The organism is Devosia oryziradicis (genome assembly GCF_016698645.1).
Taxonomy (GTDB): Bacteria; Pseudomonadota; Alphaproteobacteria; order Rhizobiales; family Devosiaceae; genus Devosia; species Devosia oryziradicis.
Window position 1 is genome coordinate 3,240,110 of sequence record NZ_CP068047.1, and the last position, 23,730, is coordinate 3,263,839.

Below are 23,730 nucleotides of genomic sequence, written 5' to 3' on the forward strand. Positions count from 1 at the left end.
AGCGGGGTAGCATGCAGACGATCTCTGGACCTCGGATCGGCATTGCGCTGGGCGGCGGCTCGGCGCGCGGCCTGACGCATATCCCCTATATCGAAGCGATGGACGAGCTGGGGCTGAAGCCTTCGGTCATATCGGGCACTTCCATCGGCGCGCTGATCGGCGCCGGTTGGGCCGCTGGCATGACCGGCAAGGAGCTCCGCGAGCATTCCTATCAGGTGCTGGGCACGATGCGCACCATCGCCACCAAGCTCTGGGCGACGCAGATCCGTGGCATCGGGGGCATCCTCAAGAACGGCATCTCGATGCAGCTGGACGCCACCAGCATCGTGGATGCCTTTACCCCATCGAACTTTCCGCTTGAATTCAAGGACCTGAAAATCCCGCTCTACGTCGTGGCGACCGATTTCCAGTCCTGGCACCAGGTGGTCTTCAATTCGGGCCTGTTGCGGCCGGCAATCGCCGGCTCCATCGCCATTCCGAGCCTGTTCAAGCCCGTGGTCTATGCCAACCACATCCTGGTCGATGGCGGGGTGGTCAATCCTTTGCCGCTGGACCAGGCCGATATCGATACCGATTTCCTTGTTGGTATCGACGTCAATGGAGATCCGTCCGAAGGTATCGCCAAGACCGACCACAAGGCGCTCGACATCTGGTTCGGCTCGGCGCAGATCATGATGCACTCGCTGACGGCGCACATGATGGCCGCCTATCCGCCGGACATCTATATCCGCCCACATGTCACCCACTTCGGTGCGCTCGAATTCTGGCGGGTGCGTGAAATCGTGGCCCATGCCGAGATGGAGAAGGAGCGCTTCAAGCGCATCCTGGCGGATAAGGTCGAGGCCTATATCGCCGGCAAGGTGCCTGTGATCGACAGCAATCCGGGCAGCTAGGCACGCAACGCCCGGAAGAATTCGCGCAGCAACGCTTCCGAGCGGGACGCGCCGACGCCGCCAATGACTTCGGGGCTGTGGTGGCAGGTCGGCTGCTCGAACAAGCGGACGCCGTTTTCGACCGCCCCCGCCTTGATGTCCTCGGCGGCAAAATAGACACGGCGCAGCCGGGCATGGGCAATCGCTCCCGCGCACATGGCGCAGGGTTCGAGCGTTACATAGAGGTCGCAACCATCGAGCCGCCCGGTGCCGCGTTTGGCGAGCGCCGTGCGGATGGCCAGCATTTCGGCATGGGCCGTTGGGTCGCCCAGCGCCTTCATGCGGTTGCGCTCGGCGGCAAGGACGATTTCGCCCTCCATCACCACGGCGCCGACTGGGGCCTCGCCATTGGCGCCGGCCTCTTCGGCCAGCGTCAGGGCGAGGTCCATGGGCGAAGCGGCTGCCACGGCTTTACTTTGCCGGGACTACCTGCGGGTCGACATCGGCGCCATAATCGACGCCGCCGAGCCCGAAGCCGAAAAGCTTGAGGAACTCCTGGCGGTACTTGGGCAGGTCGGCCAGCTCGGCCAGGTTATCGGTGTCGAGCATGGCCCAGCGCCTGGCCAGTTCCTTCTGCATGGTGTCGGACAGTTCCCAGTCGTCGACGCGAATGCGGCCGGCATCATCGAGATGAAGTTCGCCCTGCAGCTTGTCGCGGAACAGCCGGTCGATCTGCTGGATCGGACCTTCGCCCAGTCCCATTTCGTCCTCGACCTTGATCAGCAGCGTACCATAGAGCGGCACGACCGGAATGGCCGAACTGGCCTGGGTGACCACCGCCTTGAGCGCCACCACATGGGCGGCATGCTCGCCATGCTTGGCGCGGATGGCCGCCGCGGCGCGGTCGAGATCGGCCTTTGCCTTGCCCAGAGTTCCCTTGTGATAGATCGGCCAGGTCAGTTCGCTGCCCAGATAGGTATAGTTCAGAGACTGGAAGCCATCGGCCAGTACGCCGGCATCCGACAGGGCGGCAATCCAGAGCTCCCAATCCTCACCACCCATGACCTTGACGGTGGCGGCGGCTTCTTCTTCGGAAGCGGGCTCGACCGAGATTTCAGACACTTCGCCGGTGCCGGTATTGAGCGTCTTGGAGGTGACCGGCGCACCGTAGGGTTTGATGGCCGAGCGATAGCTGACGCCGTCCTTGGGATCGGTACGGACAGGCGAGGCCACCGAATAAACGACCAGGTCAACCTGGCCGAGATGGGAGCGGATAGCTTCGATCGCCTCGGCCTTTATGGCGTCCGAGAAAGCGTCGCCCTCGATGGTCACGGCAACGCGGCCTGCGGCTTTGGCGCGATATTCGAAGGCCCGGTTATTGTACCAGCCGGCGCTGGCCGTCTTGTCCGGGGTCGGCGCGCGCTCGAATGACACGCCCACCGTATCGGCATCGCTGCCGAAGGTGGTAACGATGCGCGAAGCAAGGCCGTAGCCCGTCGAGCAGCCCAGGACCAGGACGCGGTTGCGGGGCGAGGGAATGGCGCCCTTGATCACGACATGGTCGATCTGGCGCTGGACGTTGGTGGCGCAACCGACCGGGTGGGCCGTGGTGCAGATGAAGCCGCGGATTTTGGGTTCGATGATCAAGGCTGCGCTCCTCTGAAGAGTTCTTGCGCACCGCAATAGCAGACGGATGCGGGGCTGTCACAGGGGCAACAACCGCGTTCGCCTGTGCGCTCAACGCAAAGCGGGTCGGAAAGCTGGCCGCCCTGCCCTATATTCTTCGCCAGGAGAATCGCCCTTGCCCATCCGCCAGTTGCCCGCAGACCTCATCAATCGCATCGCTGCCGGCGAAGTGGTGGAGCGGCCTGCCAGCGTGGTCAAGGAACTGGTGGAAAATGCCATCGACGCCGGCTCCAGCCGGATCGTCATCACCACGGCCGGTGGCGGCAAGGCGCTGATCCGCATCGAGGATGACGGTCACGGCATGGACCGGGCGGACCTGGTTCTCTCGGTGGAGCGGCATGCCACTTCCAAGCTGAGTGTCGACGACCTGGACGATATCCGTACGCTGGGCTTTCGCGGCGAGGCGCTGGCCTCGATCGGCTCGGTGGCGGAGCTATCGGTGTCGTCGCGCACCGCCAAGGCCGAGAGCGGGCTGCGGATCGACGTGCGGAATGGCATACGCTCCGGCCCGCTGCCGCAAGCCATGAACCGGGGGACTATTGTCGAGGTGAGGAATCTCTTCGCCAATGTCCCGGCCCGTCTTAAGTTCCTCAAGACTGACCGAGCCGAGGCGGCTGCGATATCAGATGTGGTCAAGCGCCTCGCCATGGCCAACCCATCAGTGCATTTCGTACTCAATGGTACCGACCGCTCGCCCAGCAACTGGCCCGCCATCACGGGATCGGGAGCGTTGCAGGCGCGGCTGGCGCAGGTGATCGGCGACGATTTCGCACTGAATGCTGCGACGCTGGCCACCAGCCGCCATGGCGTCGTGGTGGCAGGCCTGGCGGGCCTGCCCACCTATACGCGGGCGAACTCGCTCAGCCAATTCTACTTCGTCAATGGCCGCTCGGTGCGCGACAAGGTGCTGGTGGGGGCAGTGCGCGCAGCTTATGCCGACTACACGTTCCGTGACCGCTTCCCCGTGGTCGCGCTCTATATCGCCATCGACCCGGGCGAGGTGGACGTCAACGTCCACCCGGCCAAGGCCGAACTGCGCTTCCGCGATGCCGGCGCCGTCCGCAGTGCGGTGATCCGCGCCATAGGCGAGGCCCTCGCGGCGGCCGGATTCAAAGCATCGACGAGCGTCGCGGAGGACGTGCTCGGGGCGTTCACGGCGCCGGCCTATCAAGCGGCAGAGGCGCCATCCTTCAACGCGCCGGAACCGCCGCGGGTCTGGGGCCCGACGCCCGCGCGGCCGGCCTCTGCGCCGGCCTGGTCATCGCCGCGGCTCGATGGCTTTACCGAGCCCAGTGCGCGGGTAGAGGTGGAGCCGTCGCCCGCCTTTGTGGAATTCCCGCTGGGCACGGCCCGGGCACAGATGTTCGACAATTTCATCATCGCCCAGAACGGGGAGGGCCTGTTGTTGGTGGACCAGCATGCGGCGCATGAGCGACTGGTCTATGAGCGGTTCAAGGCGCAACTCGCTGCCGGGCCGGTGCCAAGCCAGGCGCAGCTCATCCCCCTGGTCGTTGAGCTACCCGAAGAGGATTGCGCCCGGCTCGAAGACGCCGCGTCGGAGCTTGAGCGCTTCGGGCTCTATCTCGAGCGCTTCGGCGCCCGTGCCATTGCAGTGCGCGAAACGCCTGCTTTGCTCGGCAATTCCGACATCGAGGGCCTGGTCCGAGACGTTGCCGATGGGCTGGCGGAATGGGATTCCATCGCCGCCGTTTCAGATCGCATGGAAGCCATCATCGCCCGCATGGCCTGCCACGGCTCAGTCCGCTCGGGACGGCGCCTGCGCGTCGACGAAATGAACGCGCTGCTGCGCGACATGGAAGCGACGCCCCATTCCGGCCAATGCATCCACGGCCGGCCCACCTATGTCGAGCTCAAGCAGAAAGACATCGAGCGGCTATTTGGACGAAGCAGGTAGAGCCCGCCGCCTGACGGCTACTGGAATACGCTTGCCCCGCGATCGGCGACGCCGACCAGGCTCCGGAACCCGGCAAACAGCTCGCGGCCCATGCCGTAATGCTGGCTGCGCAGGTCTTCGGTGGCGGGGGTGCGGGAGAAGAACTCCTTCTCGTCGCCCAGGAAGGTCAGCGTGCCCTCATTGGCGTCGAGCCGGATCATGTCCCCGTCGCGGATCTTGCTGATTGGGCCACCATCCACGGCTTCAGGCGTCATGTGGATTGCGGCGGGCACCTTGCCCGAGGCGCCCGACATGCGGCCGTCAGTCAGCAGGGCGACCTTGAAGCCGCGGTCCTGCAGGATGCCGAGCGAGGGCGTGAGCTTGTGCAGCTCGGGCATGCCGAGCGCCCTGGGGCCGGAGAAGCGCACCACGGCGATCATGTCGCCATTGAGTTCCCCCGCCTTGAAGGCAGCCTGAAGCCCCTCCTGCCCGTGGAAGACGCGGGCCGGGGCTTCGACGACGCGGTGCTCGGGCTTGACGGCCGAGACCTTGATGACAGAGCGACCGAGGTTGCCGGTAAGCAGCTTCAGACCGCCGGTCTGCTGGAAGGCCGTTTCCACCTTGGTGAGGACCTTGGGCAAAGCCGATTCCTTGGGAGCGGCTTCGAAGGTCAGCTTGTCCTCGATCAGCTTGGCCTCGACCTTGTAGCCGGAGAGACCATCGCCCCAGACGGTCTTGACGTCTTCGTGCAGGTGGCCGGATTCGAGCAATTCCTGGATCAGGAAGCCCATGCCGCCCGCGGCGTGGAAGTGATTCACGTCGGCGACGCCATTGGGGTAGACGCGGGCCAAAAGCGGCGTCGCGTCGCTGAGGTCGCTCATGTCGTCCCAGGTCACCTGCAGGCCCGCTGCGGCAGCGATGGCAATCAGGTGCATGGTGTGGTTGGTCGATCCACCGGTGGCATGCAGACCCACCAGGCCGTTGACGATGGCCTTTTCGTCGATGATGTGACCGACGGGAGTATAGTTGTTGCCGAGCGCCGTCAGCGACAGGGCGCGGACGGTGGCTTCGCGGGTGAGCGCGTCGCGCAGCGGCGTGCCCGGATTGACGAAGCTGGCGCCCGGCAGGTGCAGGCCCATGATCTCCATCAGCATCTGGTTGGAATTGGCGGTGCCGTAGAAGGTGCAGGTGCCGGCCGAATGGTAGGACTTGCTCTCGGCCTCGAGCAGTTCGGCGCGGCCGACCTTGCCCTCCATGTAGAGCTGGCGGACTTTGCTCTTCTCGTCGTTGGGAATGCCCGATGGCATTGGCCCCGCCGGCACGAAAACAGCGGGAAGGTGCCCAAATGTCAGTGCACCGATCAACAGTCCGGGCACGATCTTGTCGCAGATGCCCAGATAGACCGCCGCGTCGAACATGTTGTGGCTGAGGGCGATGGCCGTCGACATGGCGATGACGTCGCGCGAGAACAGCGACAGGTCCATGCCAGGCTGGCCCTGGGTCACGCCGTCGCACATGGCCGGCACGCCCCCGGCGACCTGAGCCGTGGCGCCGATGGCGCGGGCGGCCTCCTTGATGATGTCGGGGTAGAATTGATAGGGCTGATGGGCGCTCAGCATGTCGTTATAGCTGGTGACGATGCCCAGGTTCAGCGTCTTGTTGCCGGCCAGAGCCGCCTTTTCCGCGGGGGTGCAGGCCGCGAATGCATGGGCAAGATTGCCGCAGCTGAGGACGGCGCGGTGGACGCCGGCTTCGCGCGCGGCATCGAGACGGCCGAGATAGTCGCGACGGGTGTCGCGACTGCGCGCGGCGATGCGATCGGTGACATCCTGGATGGCCTGGCGGACAGACATGGCGAGCTCCTACTCCTTGGTGGGCACGTTCTCGCTTCGGAAAAGTGGACGCACTTTTCCTGACAACGTGCCGTCTGGCGCCAAAAGTGGCCTAGGTGGTCGATTGGGGACCGCGAAGGGGACTTAGGGGCACCAGTAGACAGTGACGGCGTGGCCGGACCGCAAGACGGCACGAATGGGCATGTCCTCGATGGGACCATCACCCAGAGCCGTGTCGAGAACGTCGGCCTTTTCCTCCCCTTCGATGTGAAGGTACAGCCCATCCGTGCGGAGGAGTCGCGGAAGGGTAAAAGTGATGCGGGGCTCGCCGGCACCCGGAGCGCGGATGGCTATGGCTGGCCCCTCGGCAGTCAGTGCCTCGGCGAGCGTGTCACCGCCCGGAAAGAAGCTGGCCGTATGTCCATCGCTGCCCATGCCCAGCACGACCGCAGCGAAAGGCCCGGGAAGCTGGGCGAGCAAGGCATTGGTCTTGGCCACAGCGGCGGCATCGGGTGCATCGCCGCCCGAATAAAGCGGAAAAAAGCGCGCCGTGGCTGCTGGGCCTTGCAGCATGCGTTCATTCACCAGCAGCGCATTGGAGCGGTCATTGGTTTCGTCGACCCAACGTTCGTCCACCAGAGTGACGATGACCTTGTCCCAGTCGATATCCTTGGTCTTGCCCAAAGCCTGGAAGAAGCGTGCCGGCGTCGAGCCACCGCTGACCGCGATCGCCGCCGTGCCGCGCTCGGCAATGGCCGTGCGAATGCGATCGGCCACGGCCTCGGCCAGTTCCTTGGCGAGGGTGGGCTTATCGGCAAAGCTGCGGCGGTCGATGGTCATTGGGAAACTCCGGTGGACGAGCCCAGCACCCCCTCGCCCCTCTGGGGAGAGGGTAGCGACGCCAGGAGCGCAGCGACATGGCAAAGCTGGGGTGAGGGGTGAGCTTCTACTGCGTGGCGCACCGCCCCGGCATCGCACCCCTCACCCGGCGCTGACGCGCCGACCTCTCCCCGGAGGGGCGAGGTGAGAAGGTGCAAGGCTATACCCATCAGACCTCGTCCTCATGCCAGGTGCGGCCGTCGCGCTCGATCAGCGCGATGGAGCCTGAGGGACCCCAGGTGCCCGCGACATAGGATTGCGGCGGCTCGGTGGAGCGGTCCCAGGCTTCGCGGATCGGATCGACCCACTTCCAGGCCGCTTCGAGTTCGTCGCGCCGCATGAAGAGGGTCTGGTTGCCGCGGATCACGTCCATCAGCAGGCGCTCGTAGGCCTCGGGGGTGCGCTCGGTGAAAGTCGCGGCAAAGCTCAGATTGAGGGGCACCTCACGCAGGCGCATACCGCCCGGACCCGGATCCTTGATCATCATCATGAGCTTGACGCCCTCGTCGGGCTGTAGACGGATGATGAGCTTGTTGGCCTTGGGCGCGCCTTCGGCGTGGTCGAAGATCGAGTGCGGTATCGGCTTGAATTGGATGCAGATTTCCGACGCGCGGCTGGCCATGCGCTTGCCGGTGCGGAAGTAGAAGGGCACGCCGGCCCAGCGCCAGTTCTCGACCTCAGCCTTAAGCGCCACGAAGGTCTCTGTGCGGCTGCCCTTCTTTTCATCCGGCAGCTCATCCTGGTAGCCGGCAACCGAGGTCGTCTCGGATTTGACGCCCTTGTATTGGCCACGCACGGTGTTCTTGGCCACGTCGCCATTGACGATGGGCTTGAGGGCACGAAGGACCTTGAGCTTCTCGTCGCGCAGCGCATTGGCGTCGTCGGAGGCGGGCGGCTCCATGGCCACGAGGCAGAGCAGCTGCAGCATGTGGTTCTGGATCATGTCGCGCAGGGCGCCGCTCTCGTCATAGTAGCCGCGCGTACCGGCACCGACCGACTCGGCTACGGTGAGCTGGACGTGATCGATATGAGCCGAGTTCCAGATCGGCTCGAACAGCGTATTGGCGAAGCGCAAAGCCAGCAGGTTCTGCACCGTCTCTTTGCCGAGGTAATGGTCGATGCGATAGACCTGATCTTCCTTGAAGATCTTGGCGACGCCATCGTTGATCTCCATGGAGGAGACGAGGTCGTGGCCCAGCGGCTTTTCGATCACGACGCGCGCGTCACGGCGATAGAGCTTCTTCTTCTGCAGATATTCGGCAATGGGCTCGAACAGATCGGGCGCCACGGCAAGGTAGAAGGCGCGGACAATCTTGGGGTCGTCACGCAAGGCCTTGCCGAGGTCGCCCGAACCGTCCGGGTTGCTGGCGTCGACCGGCACGTAGGAGCAGATCTTGATGAAGCGATCGATGACCTTTTCATCCTGGTACTGCTTTTCGACGAACTGGCTGATAGCGTCGCGCGCCGCCTTGCGGAAATCGTCATCGCTGAGCTTGGAACGCGAGGCACCGATGATACGGCTATTGTCGTCGAACTGGCCGTCCTTGAAGCGATGGTACAGCGCCGGGATCAGCTTGCGCTTGGTCAGATCGCCCGTGGCGCCGAACACCACATAGTCGAAAGGCTGGACGGGGATGATACGGCTGGACACTGGGCTAGTCCCTGGTTGAGGCGAGGTTCAGGCGGAAAAGTTCTGCTTGGCGAGGATGACGGCGCCATGCAGGGGCTCGAATTGTGGCAGCGCAACGAAGTTGCCATAGCGCTTTTGCAGGATGGGGAACAGGCGCGCGCCGAAGCCGCCGACGATGGCCATCACATGGGCATTGTGGGCCTGGAACCAGCGCACGTAGGTGTCGATGTAACCCAGCTCGATTTCCATCATCTTGTGAGCAACGGGGTCGCCCTTGTCGTAGTGGTCGAAAAACAGCGGCATCAACTTGCCGTATTCGGCGGGCGCGCGACCGATCAGGGCGTCGTCGCAGCCCTCCGAACCGTCGCGGCTGATGATGGTGAGGTCCATGGCGGTGGCAAACGACCAGGTCATGGCCGCCTGATTGTCGCCGCCCAGTGCCGATATCACGGCCTTGGTCAGTGGCGACCTCTCGACCAGGCCGTCTTCGGCTTCAACGGCATAGCGGGCCAGTTCGCGGCCTAAAATGGCGCCGCTCATCTGGTCGCCGATCTGGAAGCCCCAGCCACCAGCCTGGTGGCGCTTGCCATCGACGATGGACATGGCGGCCGAGCCGGTGCCGACGATGATAACGCCGCCCTCCCCGCCGCCCAGGGCACCAGCATGGGCAATGTCGATATCGTCATAGACTTTGACGCCGGCAAACGGCCATGGGCGCGCGGCAAATTCGGCCCGAGCGGAATCCATGCGGCCGCCGGCCATGCCAAAGCAGGCATAGGTATTGGCGGTTTCGGAATAGTCGAGGCCGGCAGCCTGGAACACATCGCGCGTCCCGTCGCTGATCGCCTTGTAGGCGGGTTCGCCAGAATCGATCTGCAGGTTGGAGCGGCCGTTCTTGACTTCGGCGAGGGTCACGAGATTCTCGTCGGCCAGGCGAACGCGGCAATTGGTGCCGCCGCCATCAACGCCAAGATAGTACCTGGGCACGCGGGGATTCTCCATCAGTCTGGAGGGATTCTAGGGTGTCGTTTCGGCGCGGACCATAATGCGAAAGCTGCTAAGACGAAAGTAGAATAAGCCACAAAAAGCACCGGCAAAGCGCATGTTCTGCATGGCCTGGCTGTGTGCGTGGCGCAACCCGGTTGCGGCTTCGCGCCTTTTGCAACATTGACCGCAGCGGCGGACGGTTAGGGAGGCAGACAATGACGCGACATGTGCTGGTTCTGGGCGGAGCCCGGTCGGGCAAGACGGCTTTTGCCGAACAACTGGCAATCCGCAGTGGCACTCGACCTGCCTACCTGGCAACCGCCGAAGCACTCGACGCCGAAATGCGCGACCGCGTCGAGAGCCACAAGGCCGGCCGGGCGGCACGTTTCACCACGATCGAAGAACCCCTGGCGCTGCCCGAAACACTGCTGCGGGCAGCGGCTGACCACGACGTGATCCTGGTCGATTGCCTGACCCTGTGGATCACCAACCTGCTGGTGGCCAATGAAGATGTCGCGCTCGCCGTCAGCGAACTGGGCGCGACCCTGGTGCAGCTCAAGACCAGCAAGGTGATCCTGGTCAGCAACGAGGTCGGCCTCGGGATCGTGCCGGACAACGCCATGGCCCGCACATTCCGCGACCTGGCTGGCGCGGCGCATCAGCGGCTGGCCGAAATCTGCGACGACGTGCATTTCATCGTCGCCGGTCTGCCCATGACGCTCAAGGGCGAAGCACCGGTACAATCGGAAGTGCGCATACACGAGGCTTGAGGGGAGCCCCGATGTCGGACTCCCCTCCCCCTTGAGGGGAGGGGCGGGGGTGGGGGTCCATCGGTGGACCACACAGTGACCCCCACCTTCGCCTCCCTCCCATCAAGGGGGAGGGAGGCGAAGGAGCCGCCGCGCCAGCTCTCACGCCGCCCAGATCAGGAGCCCAGCTACAACACTGACACCCAGCAGCACGTTGAGCGTCGCTCGATAAAGCACCAGCGCCCGCAATATATCGCTGCCCACCAGCTCTGATTTTCCATCGCCGAAACTGGGCAAGTCGACCAATTCGCCCGCATAGCTGCGCGGGCCGCCGAGCCGGAAGCCCAGGGCACCGGCAAAGGCGGCCTCGGGCCAGCCCGAATTGGGCGAGGCATGCTTGCGCGCATCTCTTGTGGCGATGGCCCAGGCGCCGCCTGGTCTGGCATGTTGGGTGAGGAAGCAAGCGGCGGTGATCAGCACCGCGGTCAGGCGCGCGGGCAGCAAGTTGACGAGGTCGTCCAGCTTGGCTGCGGCCCAGCCATAGTCCCGATAGCGCTCGTTCAGGTGACCGATCATGGAATCGGCCGTGTTGATCGCCTTGTAGAGCGCGATCCCCGGCAGCCCGAGAAGGACCAGCCAGAACCAGGGCGCTACGACGCCGTCCGAGGTGCTTTCGGCAAGCGTTTCGATGGCAGCGCGAGACACGCCGGCCTCGTCGAGGGCTTGAGGATCGCGGCCGACAATGTGGCTGACTGCCTCGCGGCCGGCTTCGAGCGAAACGCCCAAGGCGGTCGCCACGGCCTCGACGGCGCGACCTAGCTCCTTTTGCGCGAGAAAGGGCGTGGCGACCAGGATTTCAAAGACGAATCCGCCGGGAATGGCCCGCACCGCCTGCTGGGCAGCAACCGCCACGACCAGCACCAGCACCAGCAGAACCGCCAGCGCCACCAGGCCCGCGAGCCGGCGCTGCTCGGCATTGCGTTTTTCGGTGTTCAGGCGTGCCTCGAGATAGTTGATGACGAAACCGAACCACATGACCGGATGGCCAATGGCAGCGGTCAGGCGCGCTGGGTATCCGACCCATCGCTCGACGAGGAGCGCGAGTGGGGGAAGGAAGGCATACATGGACTGTTCCTTTTGCTCGTCCTAACCCGCGATGCCATGCGCCCGAAGCCAGGGTCCATTCTCAAGTGACGACCGGCTTGGCCAGCCGCAACAGCGCATCGATATTGAGGTGCTTTTCGAGATGGGCAGCAAGATCGTCAAGGCTCAGTTCGATGCCCGCTTCGTAGGCAAGGTCGGGGCTGGCGGCATTGCCGAGAAAGGCACGGCGGAACGGGTCTGCCGCGAACAGGCCGTGGAGGTAGGTGCCGGCGACGCGGCCATCGGCGCTGATGGCTCCTTCCGGCGTGCCGGAAACCTGGGCGAAGGGACGGCTACGATCGCTACCCTCGGTCACGCCCATATGCATGTGATACCCGCTGATGGCGGCGCCCGAGGCGGTGTGCGTCGCCTGTTCGACCCGCAATTGCTTGACCGGCGTCAGCACGGTTTCGACATCGAGCAGGCCCAGGCCCGGGCTGGTGCCGGGGGCGCCTTCGATGCCATCGGGATCGGCAATGCTGCGGCCCAGCATCTGGTAGCCGCCACAAATGCCCAGCACTTTGCCGCCGGCGCGGTGATGCGCCGCGATGTCGATGTCCCAGCCATTGGCCCTTAAAGCGGCCAGATCGCCCCGCGTCGCTTTCGATCCGGCCAGAATCACCAGATCAGCCTCGCGCGGCAGTGGCTGTCCGGGCTCGACCAGCATGACCATGACGCCGGGCTCGGCGCGGAGCGGATCGAGATCGTCGAAGTTGGCGATGCGCGGCAGGCGTGGCACGGCAATCGTAAATCCACCTGCCCTGCTGGCCGTGTAGCCCTCGAGCGCCAACACATCTTCTGCGGGTAGTTTTCCCGCATCAGCAAACCAAGGCACGGGTCCAAGGCAAGGGACGCCGGTGCGTTCGGCGATGAAGCTGACGCCATCGGCAAAAAGGGTCGGATCGCCCTGGAATTTGTTGACAAGGGTCGCTCGGATCAATGCCGCATCGGCAGGGTCGATCACACCAAAAGTGCCGATGATGGAGGCGATGACACCGCCGCGCTGGATATCGCCGACCAGCACGACCGGCACTTGAGCGGCTTGGGCAAAGCCGAAATTGGCGATGTCGTTAGCGCGCAGATTGACCTCGGAAGCGCTGCCGGCGCCTTCGACGATGACTACGTCGACAGTACCAGCAAGCTCGAAGAATGCTTGCAGCACTTCGGGAAGAAGCTTGCTGCGTTCTTGCCAATAGGCGCGAGCCGACATCGACGCTCGCCGCTGGCCCCGTACGACCACTTGCGAGCCGGTTTCCACCTCGGGCTTGAGCAGGACCGGGTTCATCGCCGTGATGGGATCACGCCGCGCCGCCCGCGCCTGCAGCGCCTGGGCCCGGCCGATTTCACCGCCATCAGTCGTGACGGCGGCATTGTTGCTCATGTTCTGCGGCTTGAACGGGGCCACGCGCAGGCCACGATTGGCCAGGGCGCGACAGAGGCCGGCGACCAGCAGCGATTTGCCGACATCGGAGCCGGTGCCCATGAACATCAGTGACTTGGCCATGGCGCGACTTATGCCGCATCCACGACATGGGCGTAAGAGCCCATGACGCGACCGATGACGGCGCCCATGGGCGGCAGCGCGTCGCCGCGGGCGTCGGTGGCGGCGAAGAGGGGCGTCAGCCGGGACTGTTTGGCCGAGGAATAGTGGAATTCGTGGCCGTTGAGATGGCCCGGCCATGGAAGGCCGCCCGACTGGATCAGCCGACGGTAGCCCAGGATGCGCTTGGGTCGATCGATCCGCGTAGTGACCGGCAGCAGGCCGGTCATCTGATACCCGTGCCCTGCCTTGTCGACCAGGGTTTCGCCCAGCACCATGAAGCCGCCGCACTCACCATAGAGCAGCGCACCACGGTCTCGGGCGGCGGTGAGCCCGGCCTTGAAGGTCGCGGCAGTGGCGAGGGCAGCGCCGTGCAGTTCGGGATAACCACCGGGCAGGTAGACCGCGTCGGCATCTGGCGACGGTGCTTCGTCGGCCAGGGGCGAGAAGAAGCTCAGTTCGGCGCCCTGGGCGCGCCAGCCATCGATCAAATGCGGATAGAGGAAGGCAAAGGCGTCGTCGCGAGCGATGGCGATGCGCTGGCCCAGTGGAGGCAAGGGCGTGGGTGGCGTTTGGCCATTGGCGATTGGAGCAGCCAAAGTCTGCAGGCGGGCCAGATCGATGTAGTTGGCGATGGTCTGCGCTGCGGCATCGAGGAAGGTCTCGAAGGCGGCCACTTCGCCGGGCAGCACGAGGCCGAGATGGCGTTCGGGCACGACGAGGGCCGTATCGCGCGGGATGGCGCCGAGACAGGGTATACCGGTGGCGGCCACGGCCTCGGTCAGCATGCGCTCGTGCTTCATGGAGGCGACGCGGTTGAGGATCGTGCCGGCAATCCGTACGCCGGGCCGCCAATTGGCGAAACCGGCGACCAGCGGCGCCACCGACTGGCTCTGCCGGTCGGCATCGACCACCAGAACCACTGGTAATTCGAGCAGTTCGGCGAGGTCGGCGGTAGAGCCGGTATTGTCGGCGGCGCCGTCAAACAGGCCCATGACGCCTTCGACCAGCAGCAGGTCGGCACCGGTGGACTGGATGGCCGCGATAGACTTGAGGCGGGGAGCGGACATCGACCAGGGGTCGAGATTGACGGCGTCACGGAGGGCGGCGCGGCTGAGGAAGGCCGGATCGATATAATCAGGCCCGGTCTTGGCGGGGGCCACCACGACGCCTCGGCGCCGCAGGGCTGCCAGCAGGCCCAGCGTGATGACCGTTTTGCCCGAGCCGGAGCGCGGCGCAGCGATGACGAGGCCTCTAGCCAAAAACATGCCTCCTGGCCTCGCCGACATACCAGTCGAGAGATTGCCGGTAGGCGCTGACTGGCCCTAGCACCACGATGGCTGGAGTGGGTACTTCGCTTAGCACATGCGCCTGGGCCAGCGTGGTCTCGATGATCGACTGATCCGGCGTCGCGGCATGGGAAACGATGGCCAGCCGATCGGCGCCGTCCCGCCCGGCGGCAAGCAGCTTCTGGGTGATCGAGCCCAGATGCTTGACCGCCATGAACATGACGATCACGGGTGCTGCATGGGCAACGGCGTTCCAGTCGACGCCACCAGGAACGGCGCCGCTCTCGTCATGCCCGGTCAGGAAGATGACCGCCTGGTTGGTGTCCCGATGGGTGATGGGGATGCCGGCATAGGCCAGGCCACCCAGGCCCGAGGAGATGCCGGGCACGATGCGGAAGGGAATACCCAATCGAGCCAGGGCGCCGGCTTCCTCACCGCCGCGGCCGAACATGAAGGGGTCGCCCCCCTTGAGGCGGAGGACCCGCTTGCCCGACCGGGCGAGGTCGATCAGTTGCAAAGAGATGTCCGCCTGTTTGGGCGACGGCTTGCCACCGCGCTTACCGGCGAAAAGCTTTTGGGCACGCCGTGGTGCCATGGCCAGGAGGTCGGGGGCGACGAGGGCGTCGTGCACGATGACATCGGCCTGGCCCAGGGCATGGTAGGCGAGCAGCGAAACAAGACCCGGCCCACCCGGACCGGCGCCTACCAGCCACACACTGCCAGGCTCGAAGGCCGGAAAATCGGCGTGATCGAGCGCAGCGAAGTGACCCCGGCGCGCAGGGCGGCGGATCCAGTCAAACATGACGACGAACTCGATGCACGACTCCCCTCCCCCTTGAGGGGAGGGGCTGGGCGTGGGGGTCGGCCGGTGGTCCACTGAGCGACCCCCTCCCCGGCCCTCCCCTCAAGGGGGACGGGGCGATCGCCACATGTTCACGGCAGGCTTGAGAGAGAGCGGAGGAATAGGCACAGTGGCCGTGAGGAGACTTGTGACCAAGATGAAGATTCTGATCCTGGGCGGCACGGCGGAGGCGCGCGAGCTGGCGAACCGGCTGGTCACGATGGGGCATGACGTCACCACCTCGCTGGCGGGTCGCACGCAAGACCCCAAGCTGCCGGAGGGCAAGCTGCGCATGGGCAAGTTTGGCGGCATACCGGGCCTCGCCGCCTATCTGCGGGCCGCCGGCATCGAGCGATTGGTCGACGCCACCCACCCCTATGCCGGGCTGATTTCCGTCAACGCCGTCGCGGCCGCGCAGCAGACGGGTATCCCGCTGGTGCGTTACATGCGGCCGGCCTGGGAGCAGAAGGTCGGCGAGCAGTGGTTGACGGTGGAGACTGCCGCCGAGGCGGCCGCGGCCTTGCCGCCCAATGCCGATGTGCTGCTGACCACGGGGCATACGGGTATCGAACAGTTCATGGAACGCGACGATTGCCAGTTCGTCGTGCGTACCATTGAAGCGCCGCTCGATAGCCTGCCGCGCCATGCCACCCTGCTGCGTACCAGGCCGCCCTACAGTGTCAGCGACGAGATAGCGCTGATGGAGCGCGAGGAAATCACTCATCTGGTCACCAAGAATTCGGGCGGGGAACAGACCGCGGCCAAGCTTGAGGCGGCCCAGCGGCTGGGGGTCAAGGTCATCATGATCGCGCGACCGGTCTATGGCCCAGCCAATGAGGTAGCCGGCGTCGAGGAGGCCATTGCCGCGCTCGACCTTCCGCACTGACCAAACGCAGCCAGGCTGAAGCCGGGACGGCATGAAGCGATGGCGCATGTCGCGTAGCGCGATTTGCGCTTGCCGAGCAGCAGCGGGCCGGCGGCTGCGGCGACGGCCTCGCAGGTGCCAGGCGCATCGGACGCTAAATCGTCGTCATCGAGGAAATGCAGTGGCAGCTCGTAGTGCGCCGCAGCGTCGGCCAGCGCGGGATCGCCGTGCTTGCGGACATGGGTGGCCAGCGCAACAACATCGCACGGCTCACGTTGAATTTCGGCAAGGCAGGCGGCGATAAGTGAAATGATTTCGCCGGCATTGGCCGCTGTCGAGCAGCCCAATCCGATGATCAGCGGGGCCCGGCCCTCGATAGTCGTCATTGTCGCCTCTTTCGAACAAGAGGCAGGTTCGCCTAGACCGTTGCAGTCCGGAATTGGTCCCCTGTTTGGGTCGACCGCACCGAAATCTGTTTCAGTTCCGTCGTGGGAACGCTGCGCATTTTTGTTCTAGGCGCGCGGAAGCGCGTGGTCAATCAATGGCTTGCCAAGGATGGGCCGCAGATCGGAATGCTTCTGAAAATGATTTGCAAATTCAAGGACTTGTCGGGGACAGAACGAGGCGCTATGGCCTGCTGAGCATCCCCCTTGAAAGAGCCACCGTGAGCATCACCGCCAACAGGACACTGGCCATTGCTGCCGCCAGCCTGCTCGTCGGGCTGATCGTGCTCGGGCTTAAATTCCTCGCCTGGTACCTGACGGGCTCGATCGCGCTCTATTCGGATGCGCTGGAATCGATCGTCAACGTGGTAACGGCGATCGTCGCCCTGATCGCAGTGCGGCTGGCGCAGAAGCCGGCCGATGCCGCCCTGCCCTATGGCTACCACAAGGCCGAGTACTTCTCGGCGGTGCTGGTGGGCGTGATGATCATTGTCGCTGCCATCCTGATTGCCCGCGAGGCGGCGTTCGGCTTCATGTCGCCGCGCCTGCCCGATGCACCGATTCAGGGGCTGGCGATCAGTGGCGTCGCAACGGTCATCAACGTCCTTTGGGCCTTGGTCCTGATCCGGCATGGACGCGCAGTGCGGTCGCCAGCCCTGGAGGCGGATGGGCAGCACCTGCTGACCGATGTGATCTCCACCCTTGGCGTACTGATTGGCCTCGGACTTGTCTTTCTCACCGGCTGGGCCCCCCTCGACGCCATCCTCGCAGGCCTGGTTGCGCTCAACATCCTGTGGTCCGGCTGGGGTGTGATCCGCCAGAGTGTCGGTGGACTGATGGATGTTGCGGTGCCTCCGCAGACGCAGAAGCTCATCCGCGAGATCATTGCCAGCAAAGCTGAAGGGGCGATCGAGGCCCATGACATCCGCACCCGCCAGGCGGGGAAGATGACATTCATCGATTTCCACCTGGTCGTTCCCGGTGCGATGACGGTGGATGCTGCCCATGCCATCTGCGACCGGATTGAGGCGCGCCTGCGCGAGGTGGTCAAGGACGTGCTGATCACCATCCATGTCGAACCCGAAGAGAAGGCCAAGCATTCCGGCATAGTGGTTCTTTAGGCAGAGGCTTGCGGCCGGCATGCAGCGCAGGCAGAATCGTGGCCATGCGCACTTTCCTGATCAGCATCTTCGTTTTGCTTGCCGCCCCTGCCCTGGCCCAGGACTGGAGCCGGTATGACAACGCCCGCTTTGGCTTCTCGCTCGACATTCCACCCGGTTTCGAGGTGGCGAGCGAGGCCGACAATGGCGATGGCGCCACGTTCTACAGCGAGGCGGGGGCGATGGACCTCTACGTCTGGGGCGCCCACCTGGTGGAGGACTTTGCCAGCGAGGCCGAGCAGGCGCAGGCCTTTGCTACCGAGCAGGGCTATAACCTGACCTATCAGGCGACAACGCCGCAATGGACCAGCTTTTCGGGCTTGGCCAATGGCAAGGTAATGTACCAGCGCATGCAGCTTCTCTGCGACGGCCAGAGCTGGGCAGCGTTTCGCGTCGAGTATGGCAAGCGGGACGTCGGAGAAATGAACGCGGTCATCGAGCGACTGGTGCAGTCGCTCAAGGGGCAGTGCTGACGAGCAATCCTAGTAACAGCACTAGATTGGTGAACGGACCAGCCGCTTAAAACTCGATTCCCTTCTGGGCCTTCACGCCCGAGCGGAAGTGATGCTTGATTTCGGTCATTTCCGTCACGAGGTCGGCGATTTCGATCAGTTCGTCCTTGGCGTTGCGGCCGGTGACGATGACGTGGGTATCCTCCGGCTTGTTGCGCAGGAATTCGACCACTTCCTCGATCGGCAGGTAGTCATAGCGCAGCACGATGTTGAGTTCGTCGAGCAGCACCAGTTTGTAGCTGGGGTCGGCTATCAGCGCCTTGGCCTGGTCCCAGGCCTTGCGGGCCGCGGCGAGGTCGCGCTGGCGATCGGCAACATCCCAGGTGAAGCCCTCGCCCATGGCGTTGATGGTAACAAGGTCCGGGAACTTCAGCAGCACGTCGCGCTCGCCGGTCTCCCACACACCCTTGACGAACTGCACCACGCCAACCTTGAAGCCATGTCCCAGCGCCCGGAACACCATGCCGAAGGCGGCGGTCGACTTGCCCTTGCCCTTGCCGGTGTGAACGATCAGCAGGCCCTTTTCCTGGGTCTTGGTGGCGAGGATCTTGTTCCGCGCCTCGCGCTTCTTCCTCATCTTCTCGGCGTGATAAGCGTCGCGCTCGGCCTCGCTCATCAGATCGGTCTTCTTGACTGGCTTGTCGGTCATGCGAGGCGCTCCGCGTGGGCGATGATGAGACGGGCTGCCTGCTCGGGCGGCAGATGTGTGGTATCGAGGTCGAGCCGGTTGGGATGATCGACGCGTAGCAACTCCGTCGTGCGGCGCTTGTGCTCCGCGCTCGCGACATCGGTATGCTTGAGCCGCTCGGCCCGCTCCGGCGAGCCGACCCGCGCGGCATGGGCAGCGTCGGAGGCCGCCAGCAGAACCGGCACGAACGTGCCATCCCGGCGTCGCGCCGTCTCCATCACCCGGTCATAGGCGGCCCGGTCACCCGGGTCGCTCTCCAGCAGGCAATTGGTAAGAACGAAGCTGGCATCGGCTGGTGCCAGGTCCTCCATGGCCTGTAAGGCCTGTTCGCGAATCACACCAATCATGTCCCAGACCCGCTCTGGCAGCGGCGTTCGGCTATCAGCGCGGATGAGCGAGAAAATGACATTGTTCGCCAAGTGGTTGTCGAACAGGCGCGCGCCGGTGGCCGCGCAGATGGCCTTGGCGACCGTCAGCTTGCCCACGCCATAATGGCCAATGAGATAGACGATAGTGTTGTTCATGCTTCCCCCGCGAGCAGAGCATAGGCGGCGTTGGAGCGAGGGGTCCACAGGCCGCGCTGGCGCGCCTCGTTGAACTTGGCGAGCAGTTCGTCATAGCCGTGCCGGTTGGCCGATTTCAGCCAGTCGCGCACGCTGTCGTCCTCGACAAAGGCCTCGAAGGCCAGGTCGAAATGATGCGTCTTGACCGCGCCCGTGGTGGCGGCGAAGGCGAACATGAAATCGACAGTGGCAATGATCTCGAAGGCGCCGCGATAGCCGTGGCGCTGCATGCCCGATATCCATTTGGGATTGACCACGCGCGAGCGCATGACGTGGGAGATTTCCTCCTCCAGCGTGCGGATCAGCGGACGTTCGGGGCGGGAATGGTCATTGTGGTAGACCGCTGGCTTGCGGCCGGTCAGCGTTTCGGCGGCGGCCGAAAGCCCACCCTCGAACTGGTAGTAGTTGTCGCTGTCGAGCAGGTCGTGCTCGCGATTGTCCTGGTTGTGGATGACGGCGTCGATGTCGCCGAGCCGTGCCGCGAAGCGGCTGCGCTGCGGCGTGCCGGCATCCTTGGCGCCATAGGCATACTGGCCCCAGTCGAGTGCACGGTTGGCGAGGTCGACCTTGCTAGACCAGGCGCCGGAATCGACCAGGGCATTGAGCCCCGCACCATAGGTGCCAGGCTTGCTGCCAAAGATGCGGTGCCCGGCAGCATGATCGTCGGCGCTGGCGGCATCGGCGCGCATGGAAGCCGCGATCGGATTGTCCTCGACCGGTTCGTCGAGAGCGCCAATGGCTCGGATGGCACGATCGAAAAGAGCAATCTGGGCGGGGAAGGCATCGCGGAAGAAGCCCGATATGCGCAGGGTCACGTCGACACGCGGCCGGCCGAGTTTTGCCAGCGGAATGATTTCGTAGCCGGATACGCGGAGCGAGCCGGGGTCCCAGGTGGGCCGGGCTCCAATCAGCGCCAGGGCCTGGGCGATGTCGTCTCCGCCCGTGCGCATATTGGCCGTGCCCCAGACCGAAAGGGCGACCGAGCGCAGGTGGTGACCATGATCCTGCAGGTGACGGAGGACCAGGCTCTCAGCCGATTTGCGGCCCAACTCCCAGGCCGTGGGCGTGGGGACGGCTCGGCTGTCCACCGAATAGAAGTTGCGCCCGGTGGGCAACACGTCGAGCCGCCCGCGCGATGGGGCGCCGGACGGACCGGGCCGGATGAACTTTCCGTCGAGACCGTCAAGAAGTGCCTGCATTTCAGCCGGGCCCGAGGCGGCGAGGCGCGGGCGGATGAGGGTTTGTACGGTATCGAGGACGGCACGGGTGGCGGTCCAGGTAGGATCGACCATCCGAGCACTGTCGACCAGATCGGCGGCAATTGACTCAAGACATTCGACGACATCGCCGACGGTGCGAAGACTTGGCCCCGATTGTCCGATATGGGGCCCGGTCCACATCGTCCCGAGCTTGGCCGTCAGCGGATCGAAGCCAAGCTTGAGATCGTCGGCCAAGGCGCGGATCAGTGAGCCTTCGCCGGGACCTTCGCCGCGCGGCACGCGGGCGAGTGCCACGACCAGGTCGCGCTGCAGGTTACCCTGTGGCGACTGGCCGAAGATGTGGAGGCCGTCGCGGATCTGGGCTTCCTTGAGGTCGCAGAGGAAATTGTCGATCTTGATCAGCGCCTGCGTCTCGTCCTCGGGCAGGCCGATATCGCGATCGAGCCTCGTGTCACTGACAAAATCGAGGATGCGGCGGCGCAGGTCGGCCAGGCGCCGGCGATCCATGCCGGAGGCGGCGTAGTATTCGTCGAGCAGGGCCTCCAAATCTTTCAGCGGCCCATAGGTTTCGGCGCGGGTGAGCGGTGGCACGAGGTGATCGATGATCACGGCGCCGGCGCGGCGCTTGGCCTGCGTACCCTCACCCGGATCATTGACGATGAAAGGATAGAGATGTGGCAGTTGGCCCCAGAGCGCGTCGGGATAGCTCGCGTCATCGAGCGCCGCGGCCTTGCCCGGCAGCCATTCGAGCGTGCCATGCTTGCCGTTGTGGATCAGAGCGTGGGCGCCGAAGTCGTGGCGCAGCCAGAGATAGGCGGCAAGATAGGCATGCGGCGGGACAAGGGCCGGGTCGTGGTAGGACGCCGTCTCGTCGAGTTGGTAGCCACGCGATGGCTGGAGCAGGACCGCGACGTTGCCGAAGACGAGCGCGGGAAGGTGGAAAGCGTTCTCGCGCACGAATGGGTCTGTCGCCGGATCACCCCAGCGCGTGGTGACTTCCTGCTGGATGCGCGTCGGAAGCGTGGCGAAGAGTTGGGCATAGCGGGCGAGCGTGAGCGTGGCGGGGGACGAGCCACGCGCGGGGTGGGCGTTAGTGGGGCCGGACAGGAGGAGGTGGATGAGGTCGTTTGAAGACGTCGGATACGCAGAAAATGCAGCACCCCCACCCTCGGTCCCTCCCCTCAAGGGGGAGGGAGGCGATGGGGGCTGGTTCAGTGTATACCCAGCCCTCTCAAGCGCCCGTAGCATGCGCAGCGTCGATTCCGGCGCGTCATAGCCGACGCCATTGGCCAGGCGTCCGTCCCGGATAGGGTAGTTGGCGAGAACAATTGCAACCTTGCGGTCGGCGCGGGGGGTGGCGCGCAGATTGGACCAGTTTTTGGCGAGGGCAACTGCGCGTCGAATGCCGGAATTGTCGGGCGCGTAGGCGGTCAGAGGGACCTGGCAGCGCTCGTGCCAGACGGCGTCAGACTTGTGGCCGACGATGAGACCGCCCAGGCGTCCGTCGACCTCCGGCATGACCAGGAACATCGCCATGTCCTTGGAGGATAGGCCCTGGTTGTCTGCCAGCCATTGGGCTTCCGAGCGGCCCGACTGGATGAGCTGGATGACGGGTGCGTCGGTCCCGGAGAAGGGGTTGGCCTTGTCTTCGAGACCATCGATGCCTAGGGCAAAGCCGGTGAGGTTGAAGATGGCTGATGGCGGGAAGACAGCCAATGCGTCCTGGACGAAGCGGATGCACGGCCCTTCCTTGAGCGAAGAGACAAGCAACGGCACCGGGGCAAGGCCTTGGCATTCGAGCTCGGCGATCAGCGCCTCGATCGTTGCGGTGCCCGCGCCCTCGAGGGCGGCGCGATAGAAGAGGATGGGGACATGGGCCGCGCCGGCTTGGTGGAGCGCGCCCAGGCCGGCTTCGTCGGTCATTCCTGCGCGGGGGTGCCAGAGGCCGAACCGGGCGAAGGGATGGGGCGATAATGAAGACAGGAAAGCCTCCTCACCTGGCCGCGTTGAGGCCGAGAGAAGGTTGAACGCCTGAAGAATCGTGTCGGCATTCTCGGGCCCGCCGGCAATGAACAGCCCATGGAGGCGGGACCAGTCGTCGGGGTGCACGGTCGAGCGTGACTGCAGGATTGGGTCAGGGTTGGCATCGCCCGGCAGCAGGACCAGGGGTATCCCGCGGTTGGCGCAAAGCGCGGTCAGCTCGTCCACGCCGTATTGGAAATAGGCAGCACCGCCGATAAGCCGGAGCACGACGAGGCGCGCATGGGCAACGGTCTTTTCCAGCCAGAGATCGACCGAAAGGTTGTTGGAGAGGCGCAGCGTGCTGGCGAGGCGGAGTTCGCTATCCCCAGCCCGGTCGGCGGCGCCGGCCAGCATGGCCAATTCGCTGTCGGCAGAACTGGCAAAGACCAGCGCCCCGGGGCGCTGGTTGAGATCGATCGCCTCGCCTTCCTGCTGGATGGCGCCGGCCTGGGCGGAGAGCAGGTGCATCAAGGTTCCGGCGCAGGCGTGGGCAGGGGGTGGAAGAGCTCCACGATGGCCAGGCTAACCAGGCCTGCCACGGCACCGGTTATGGCCAGGATGAGCAGCATATCGAGGTCGAGGCCGCCGAGAGACTGGCCAAACAGGATCACACTCAGGATTGCGATGCTCAGCAAGGCGCCGACAACGGGCGCTGCGACGAGCCGCTGTGCAAGGGTCGGCAACTTTCGTGACACCAGGGCCATAGCGGCTGCAAAGCCAAGGCCGGGCGCAAAACCGAAAACGTAGCCGGCCGTTAGCACGACCGGCCACTCTCGCAGCAACAGGTTGGATGAGGGTTGCGTGCCGAAGAACACAACGTCAGTGATCAGCGTGATGGCAATGAAAGTCAGGCTGCCGACCAGCGGCCCGATCACTACCGATACAAGGCCCAACCACACATTGCGCCGGGTCATC

At 64.7% G+C, this 23,730-nt stretch carries 21 protein-coding genes; 6 read left to right on the forward strand and 15 right to left on the reverse strand.

Annotated features, from left to right (window positions below):
• Positions 1-11: 11 nt before the first annotated feature.
• Positions 12-893: a patatin-like phospholipase family protein gene (locus JI749_RS16140; RefSeq protein WP_201656277.1), complete on the forward strand. Its 882-nt coding sequence runs from the start codon at positions 12-14 to the stop codon at positions 891-893.
• Here JI749_RS16140 and JI749_RS16145 read toward each other — a convergent pair.
• Together JI749_RS16145 and fabV are read right to left on the reverse strand one after the other, a co-directional pair.
• Positions 890-1,339, reverse strand: coding sequence for a nucleoside deaminase (locus JI749_RS16145; protein ID WP_233280789.1), 450 nt, complete (start codon positions 1,337-1,339; stop codon positions 890-892). The genes JI749_RS16140 and JI749_RS16145 overlap by 4 nt on opposite strands.
• A 4-nt stretch (positions 1,340-1,343) precedes the next feature.
• Positions 1,344-2,519, reverse strand: a complete 1,176-nt coding sequence (fabV, locus tag JI749_RS16150; RefSeq protein WP_201656280.1) for an enoyl-ACP reductase FabV — start codon at positions 2,517-2,519, stop codon at positions 1,344-1,346.
• 154 nt (positions 2,520-2,673) lie between these two features.
• Between fabV and mutL the strand changes: the two genes are divergently transcribed.
• The gene (mutL, locus tag JI749_RS16155; protein WP_201656283.1) at positions 2,674-4,473 is read left to right on the forward strand and encodes a DNA mismatch repair endonuclease MutL; all 1,800 of its coding nucleotides are present in this window, start codon (positions 2,674-2,676) and stop codon (positions 4,471-4,473) included.
• A 17-nt stretch (positions 4,474-4,490) separates the two neighbouring features.
• Here the strand turns inward: mutL and edd are convergent, their stop codons facing one another.
• From edd to JI749_RS16175, 4 genes are all read right to left on the reverse strand, one after another.
• Positions 4,491-6,305 carry a phosphogluconate dehydratase gene (gene edd, locus JI749_RS16160; protein WP_201656285.1) on the reverse strand — a complete coding sequence of 605 codons (1,815 nt, stop codon included), beginning with the start codon at positions 6,303-6,305 and terminating at the stop codon, positions 4,491-4,493.
• A 123-nt stretch (positions 6,306-6,428) separates the two neighbouring features.
• On the reverse strand, positions 6,429-7,124 hold the full coding sequence (pgl, locus tag JI749_RS16165) for a 6-phosphogluconolactonase (RefSeq protein ID WP_201656288.1): 696 nt from the start codon (positions 7,122-7,124) through the stop codon (positions 6,429-6,431).
• Positions 7,125-7,332: 208 nt separating this feature from the next.
• Entirely contained in the window at positions 7,333-8,814 is a 1,482-nt protein-coding gene (gene zwf / locus JI749_RS16170; RefSeq protein WP_201656291.1) for a glucose-6-phosphate dehydrogenase, read from the reverse strand.
• Between the two features lie 27 nt (positions 8,815-8,841).
• Entirely contained in the window at positions 8,842-9,780 is a 939-nt protein-coding gene (locus JI749_RS16175) for a BadF/BadG/BcrA/BcrD ATPase family protein (protein WP_201656295.1), read from the reverse strand.
• Between the two features lie 215 nt (positions 9,781-9,995).
• Between JI749_RS16175 and cobU the strand changes: the two genes are divergently transcribed.
• The gene (gene cobU, locus JI749_RS16180; protein WP_201656298.1) at positions 9,996-10,550 is read left to right on the forward strand and encodes a bifunctional adenosylcobinamide kinase/adenosylcobinamide-phosphate guanylyltransferase; all 555 of its coding nucleotides are present in this window, start codon (positions 9,996-9,998) and stop codon (positions 10,548-10,550) included.
• Between the two features lie 141 nt (positions 10,551-10,691).
• On the opposite strand, the gene cbiB is transcribed toward cobU, so the two are convergent.
• From cbiB to cobA, 4 genes are all read right to left on the reverse strand, one after another.
• Positions 10,692-11,654: an adenosylcobinamide-phosphate synthase CbiB gene (gene cbiB / locus JI749_RS16185; RefSeq protein ID WP_201656301.1), complete on the reverse strand. Its 963-nt coding sequence runs from the start codon at positions 11,652-11,654 to the stop codon at positions 10,692-10,694.
• 61 nt (positions 11,655-11,715) lie between these two features.
• The gene (locus JI749_RS16190) at positions 11,716-13,176 is read right to left on the reverse strand and encodes a cobyric acid synthase (protein WP_233280790.1); all 1,461 of its coding nucleotides are present in this window, start codon (positions 13,174-13,176) and stop codon (positions 11,716-11,718) included.
• A gap of 8 nt (positions 13,177-13,184) precedes the next feature.
• Positions 13,185-14,474 (reverse strand): cobyrinate a,c-diamide synthase, encoded by a 1,290-nt coding sequence (locus JI749_RS16195; protein ID WP_233280791.1) that lies wholly within the window; start codon positions 14,472-14,474, stop codon positions 13,185-13,187.
• Positions 14,467-15,303: a uroporphyrinogen-III C-methyltransferase gene (gene cobA / locus JI749_RS16200; RefSeq protein ID WP_201656308.1), complete on the reverse strand. Its 837-nt coding sequence runs from the start codon at positions 15,301-15,303 to the stop codon at positions 14,467-14,469. The genes JI749_RS16195 and cobA overlap by 8 nt, the downstream gene beginning before the upstream one ends.
• Before the next feature lie 196 nt (positions 15,304-15,499).
• Here cobA and JI749_RS16205 point away from each other — a divergent pair, with 196 nt between their 5' ends.
• Positions 15,500-16,228: a cobalt-precorrin-6A reductase gene (locus tag JI749_RS16205; RefSeq protein WP_201656311.1), complete on the forward strand. Its 729-nt coding sequence runs from the start codon at positions 15,500-15,502 to the stop codon at positions 16,226-16,228.
• Here the strand turns inward: JI749_RS16205 and JI749_RS16210 are convergent.
• Entirely contained in the window at positions 16,162-16,593 is a 432-nt protein-coding gene (locus JI749_RS16210; RefSeq protein ID WP_201656314.1) for a cobalamin biosynthesis protein, read from the reverse strand. The two genes, JI749_RS16205 and JI749_RS16210, sit on opposite strands and share 67 nt — an antisense overlap.
• Positions 16,594-16,871: 278 nt before the next feature.
• Here JI749_RS16210 and JI749_RS16215 point away from each other — a divergent pair, with 278 nt between their 5' ends.
• Positions 16,872-17,771 carry a cation diffusion facilitator family transporter gene (locus JI749_RS16215; RefSeq protein ID WP_233280792.1) on the forward strand — a complete coding sequence of 300 codons (900 nt, stop codon included), beginning with the start codon at positions 16,872-16,874 and terminating at the stop codon, positions 17,769-17,771.
• 44 nt (positions 17,772-17,815) lie between these two features.
• A complete protein-coding gene (locus tag JI749_RS16220; protein ID WP_201656320.1) occupies positions 17,816-18,283 on the forward strand; it encodes a hypothetical protein in 468 nt (155 codons plus the stop codon).
• A 46-nt stretch (positions 18,284-18,329) separates the two neighbouring features.
• Here the strand turns inward: JI749_RS16220 and cobO are convergent, their stop codons facing one another.
• From cobO to JI749_RS16240, 4 genes are read right to left on the reverse strand one after another with little or no spacing between them, the layout of a single operon-like run.
• Positions 18,330-18,938, reverse strand: a complete 609-nt coding sequence (cobO, locus tag JI749_RS16225; RefSeq protein WP_201662943.1) for a cob(I)yrinic acid a,c-diamide adenosyltransferase — start codon at positions 18,936-18,938, stop codon at positions 18,330-18,332.
• A gap of 29 nt (positions 18,939-18,967) precedes the next feature.
• Complete coding sequence (locus JI749_RS16230) at positions 18,968-19,534, reverse strand: hypothetical protein (RefSeq protein ID WP_201656323.1); 567 nt, start codon at positions 19,532-19,534, stop codon at positions 18,968-18,970.
• The gene (gene cobN / locus JI749_RS16235; RefSeq protein WP_201656326.1) at positions 19,531-23,283 is read right to left on the reverse strand and encodes a cobaltochelatase subunit CobN; all 3,753 of its coding nucleotides are present in this window, start codon (positions 23,281-23,283) and stop codon (positions 19,531-19,533) included. Before cobN ends, JI749_RS16230 begins: the two co-directional genes overlap by 4 nt.
• On the reverse strand, positions 23,283-23,729 hold the full coding sequence (locus JI749_RS16240) for a hypothetical protein (RefSeq protein WP_201656329.1): 447 nt from the start codon (positions 23,727-23,729) through the stop codon (positions 23,283-23,285). The genes cobN and JI749_RS16240 overlap by 1 nt, the downstream gene beginning before the upstream one ends.
• Between the last annotated feature and the right edge of the window lies 1 nt (position 23,730).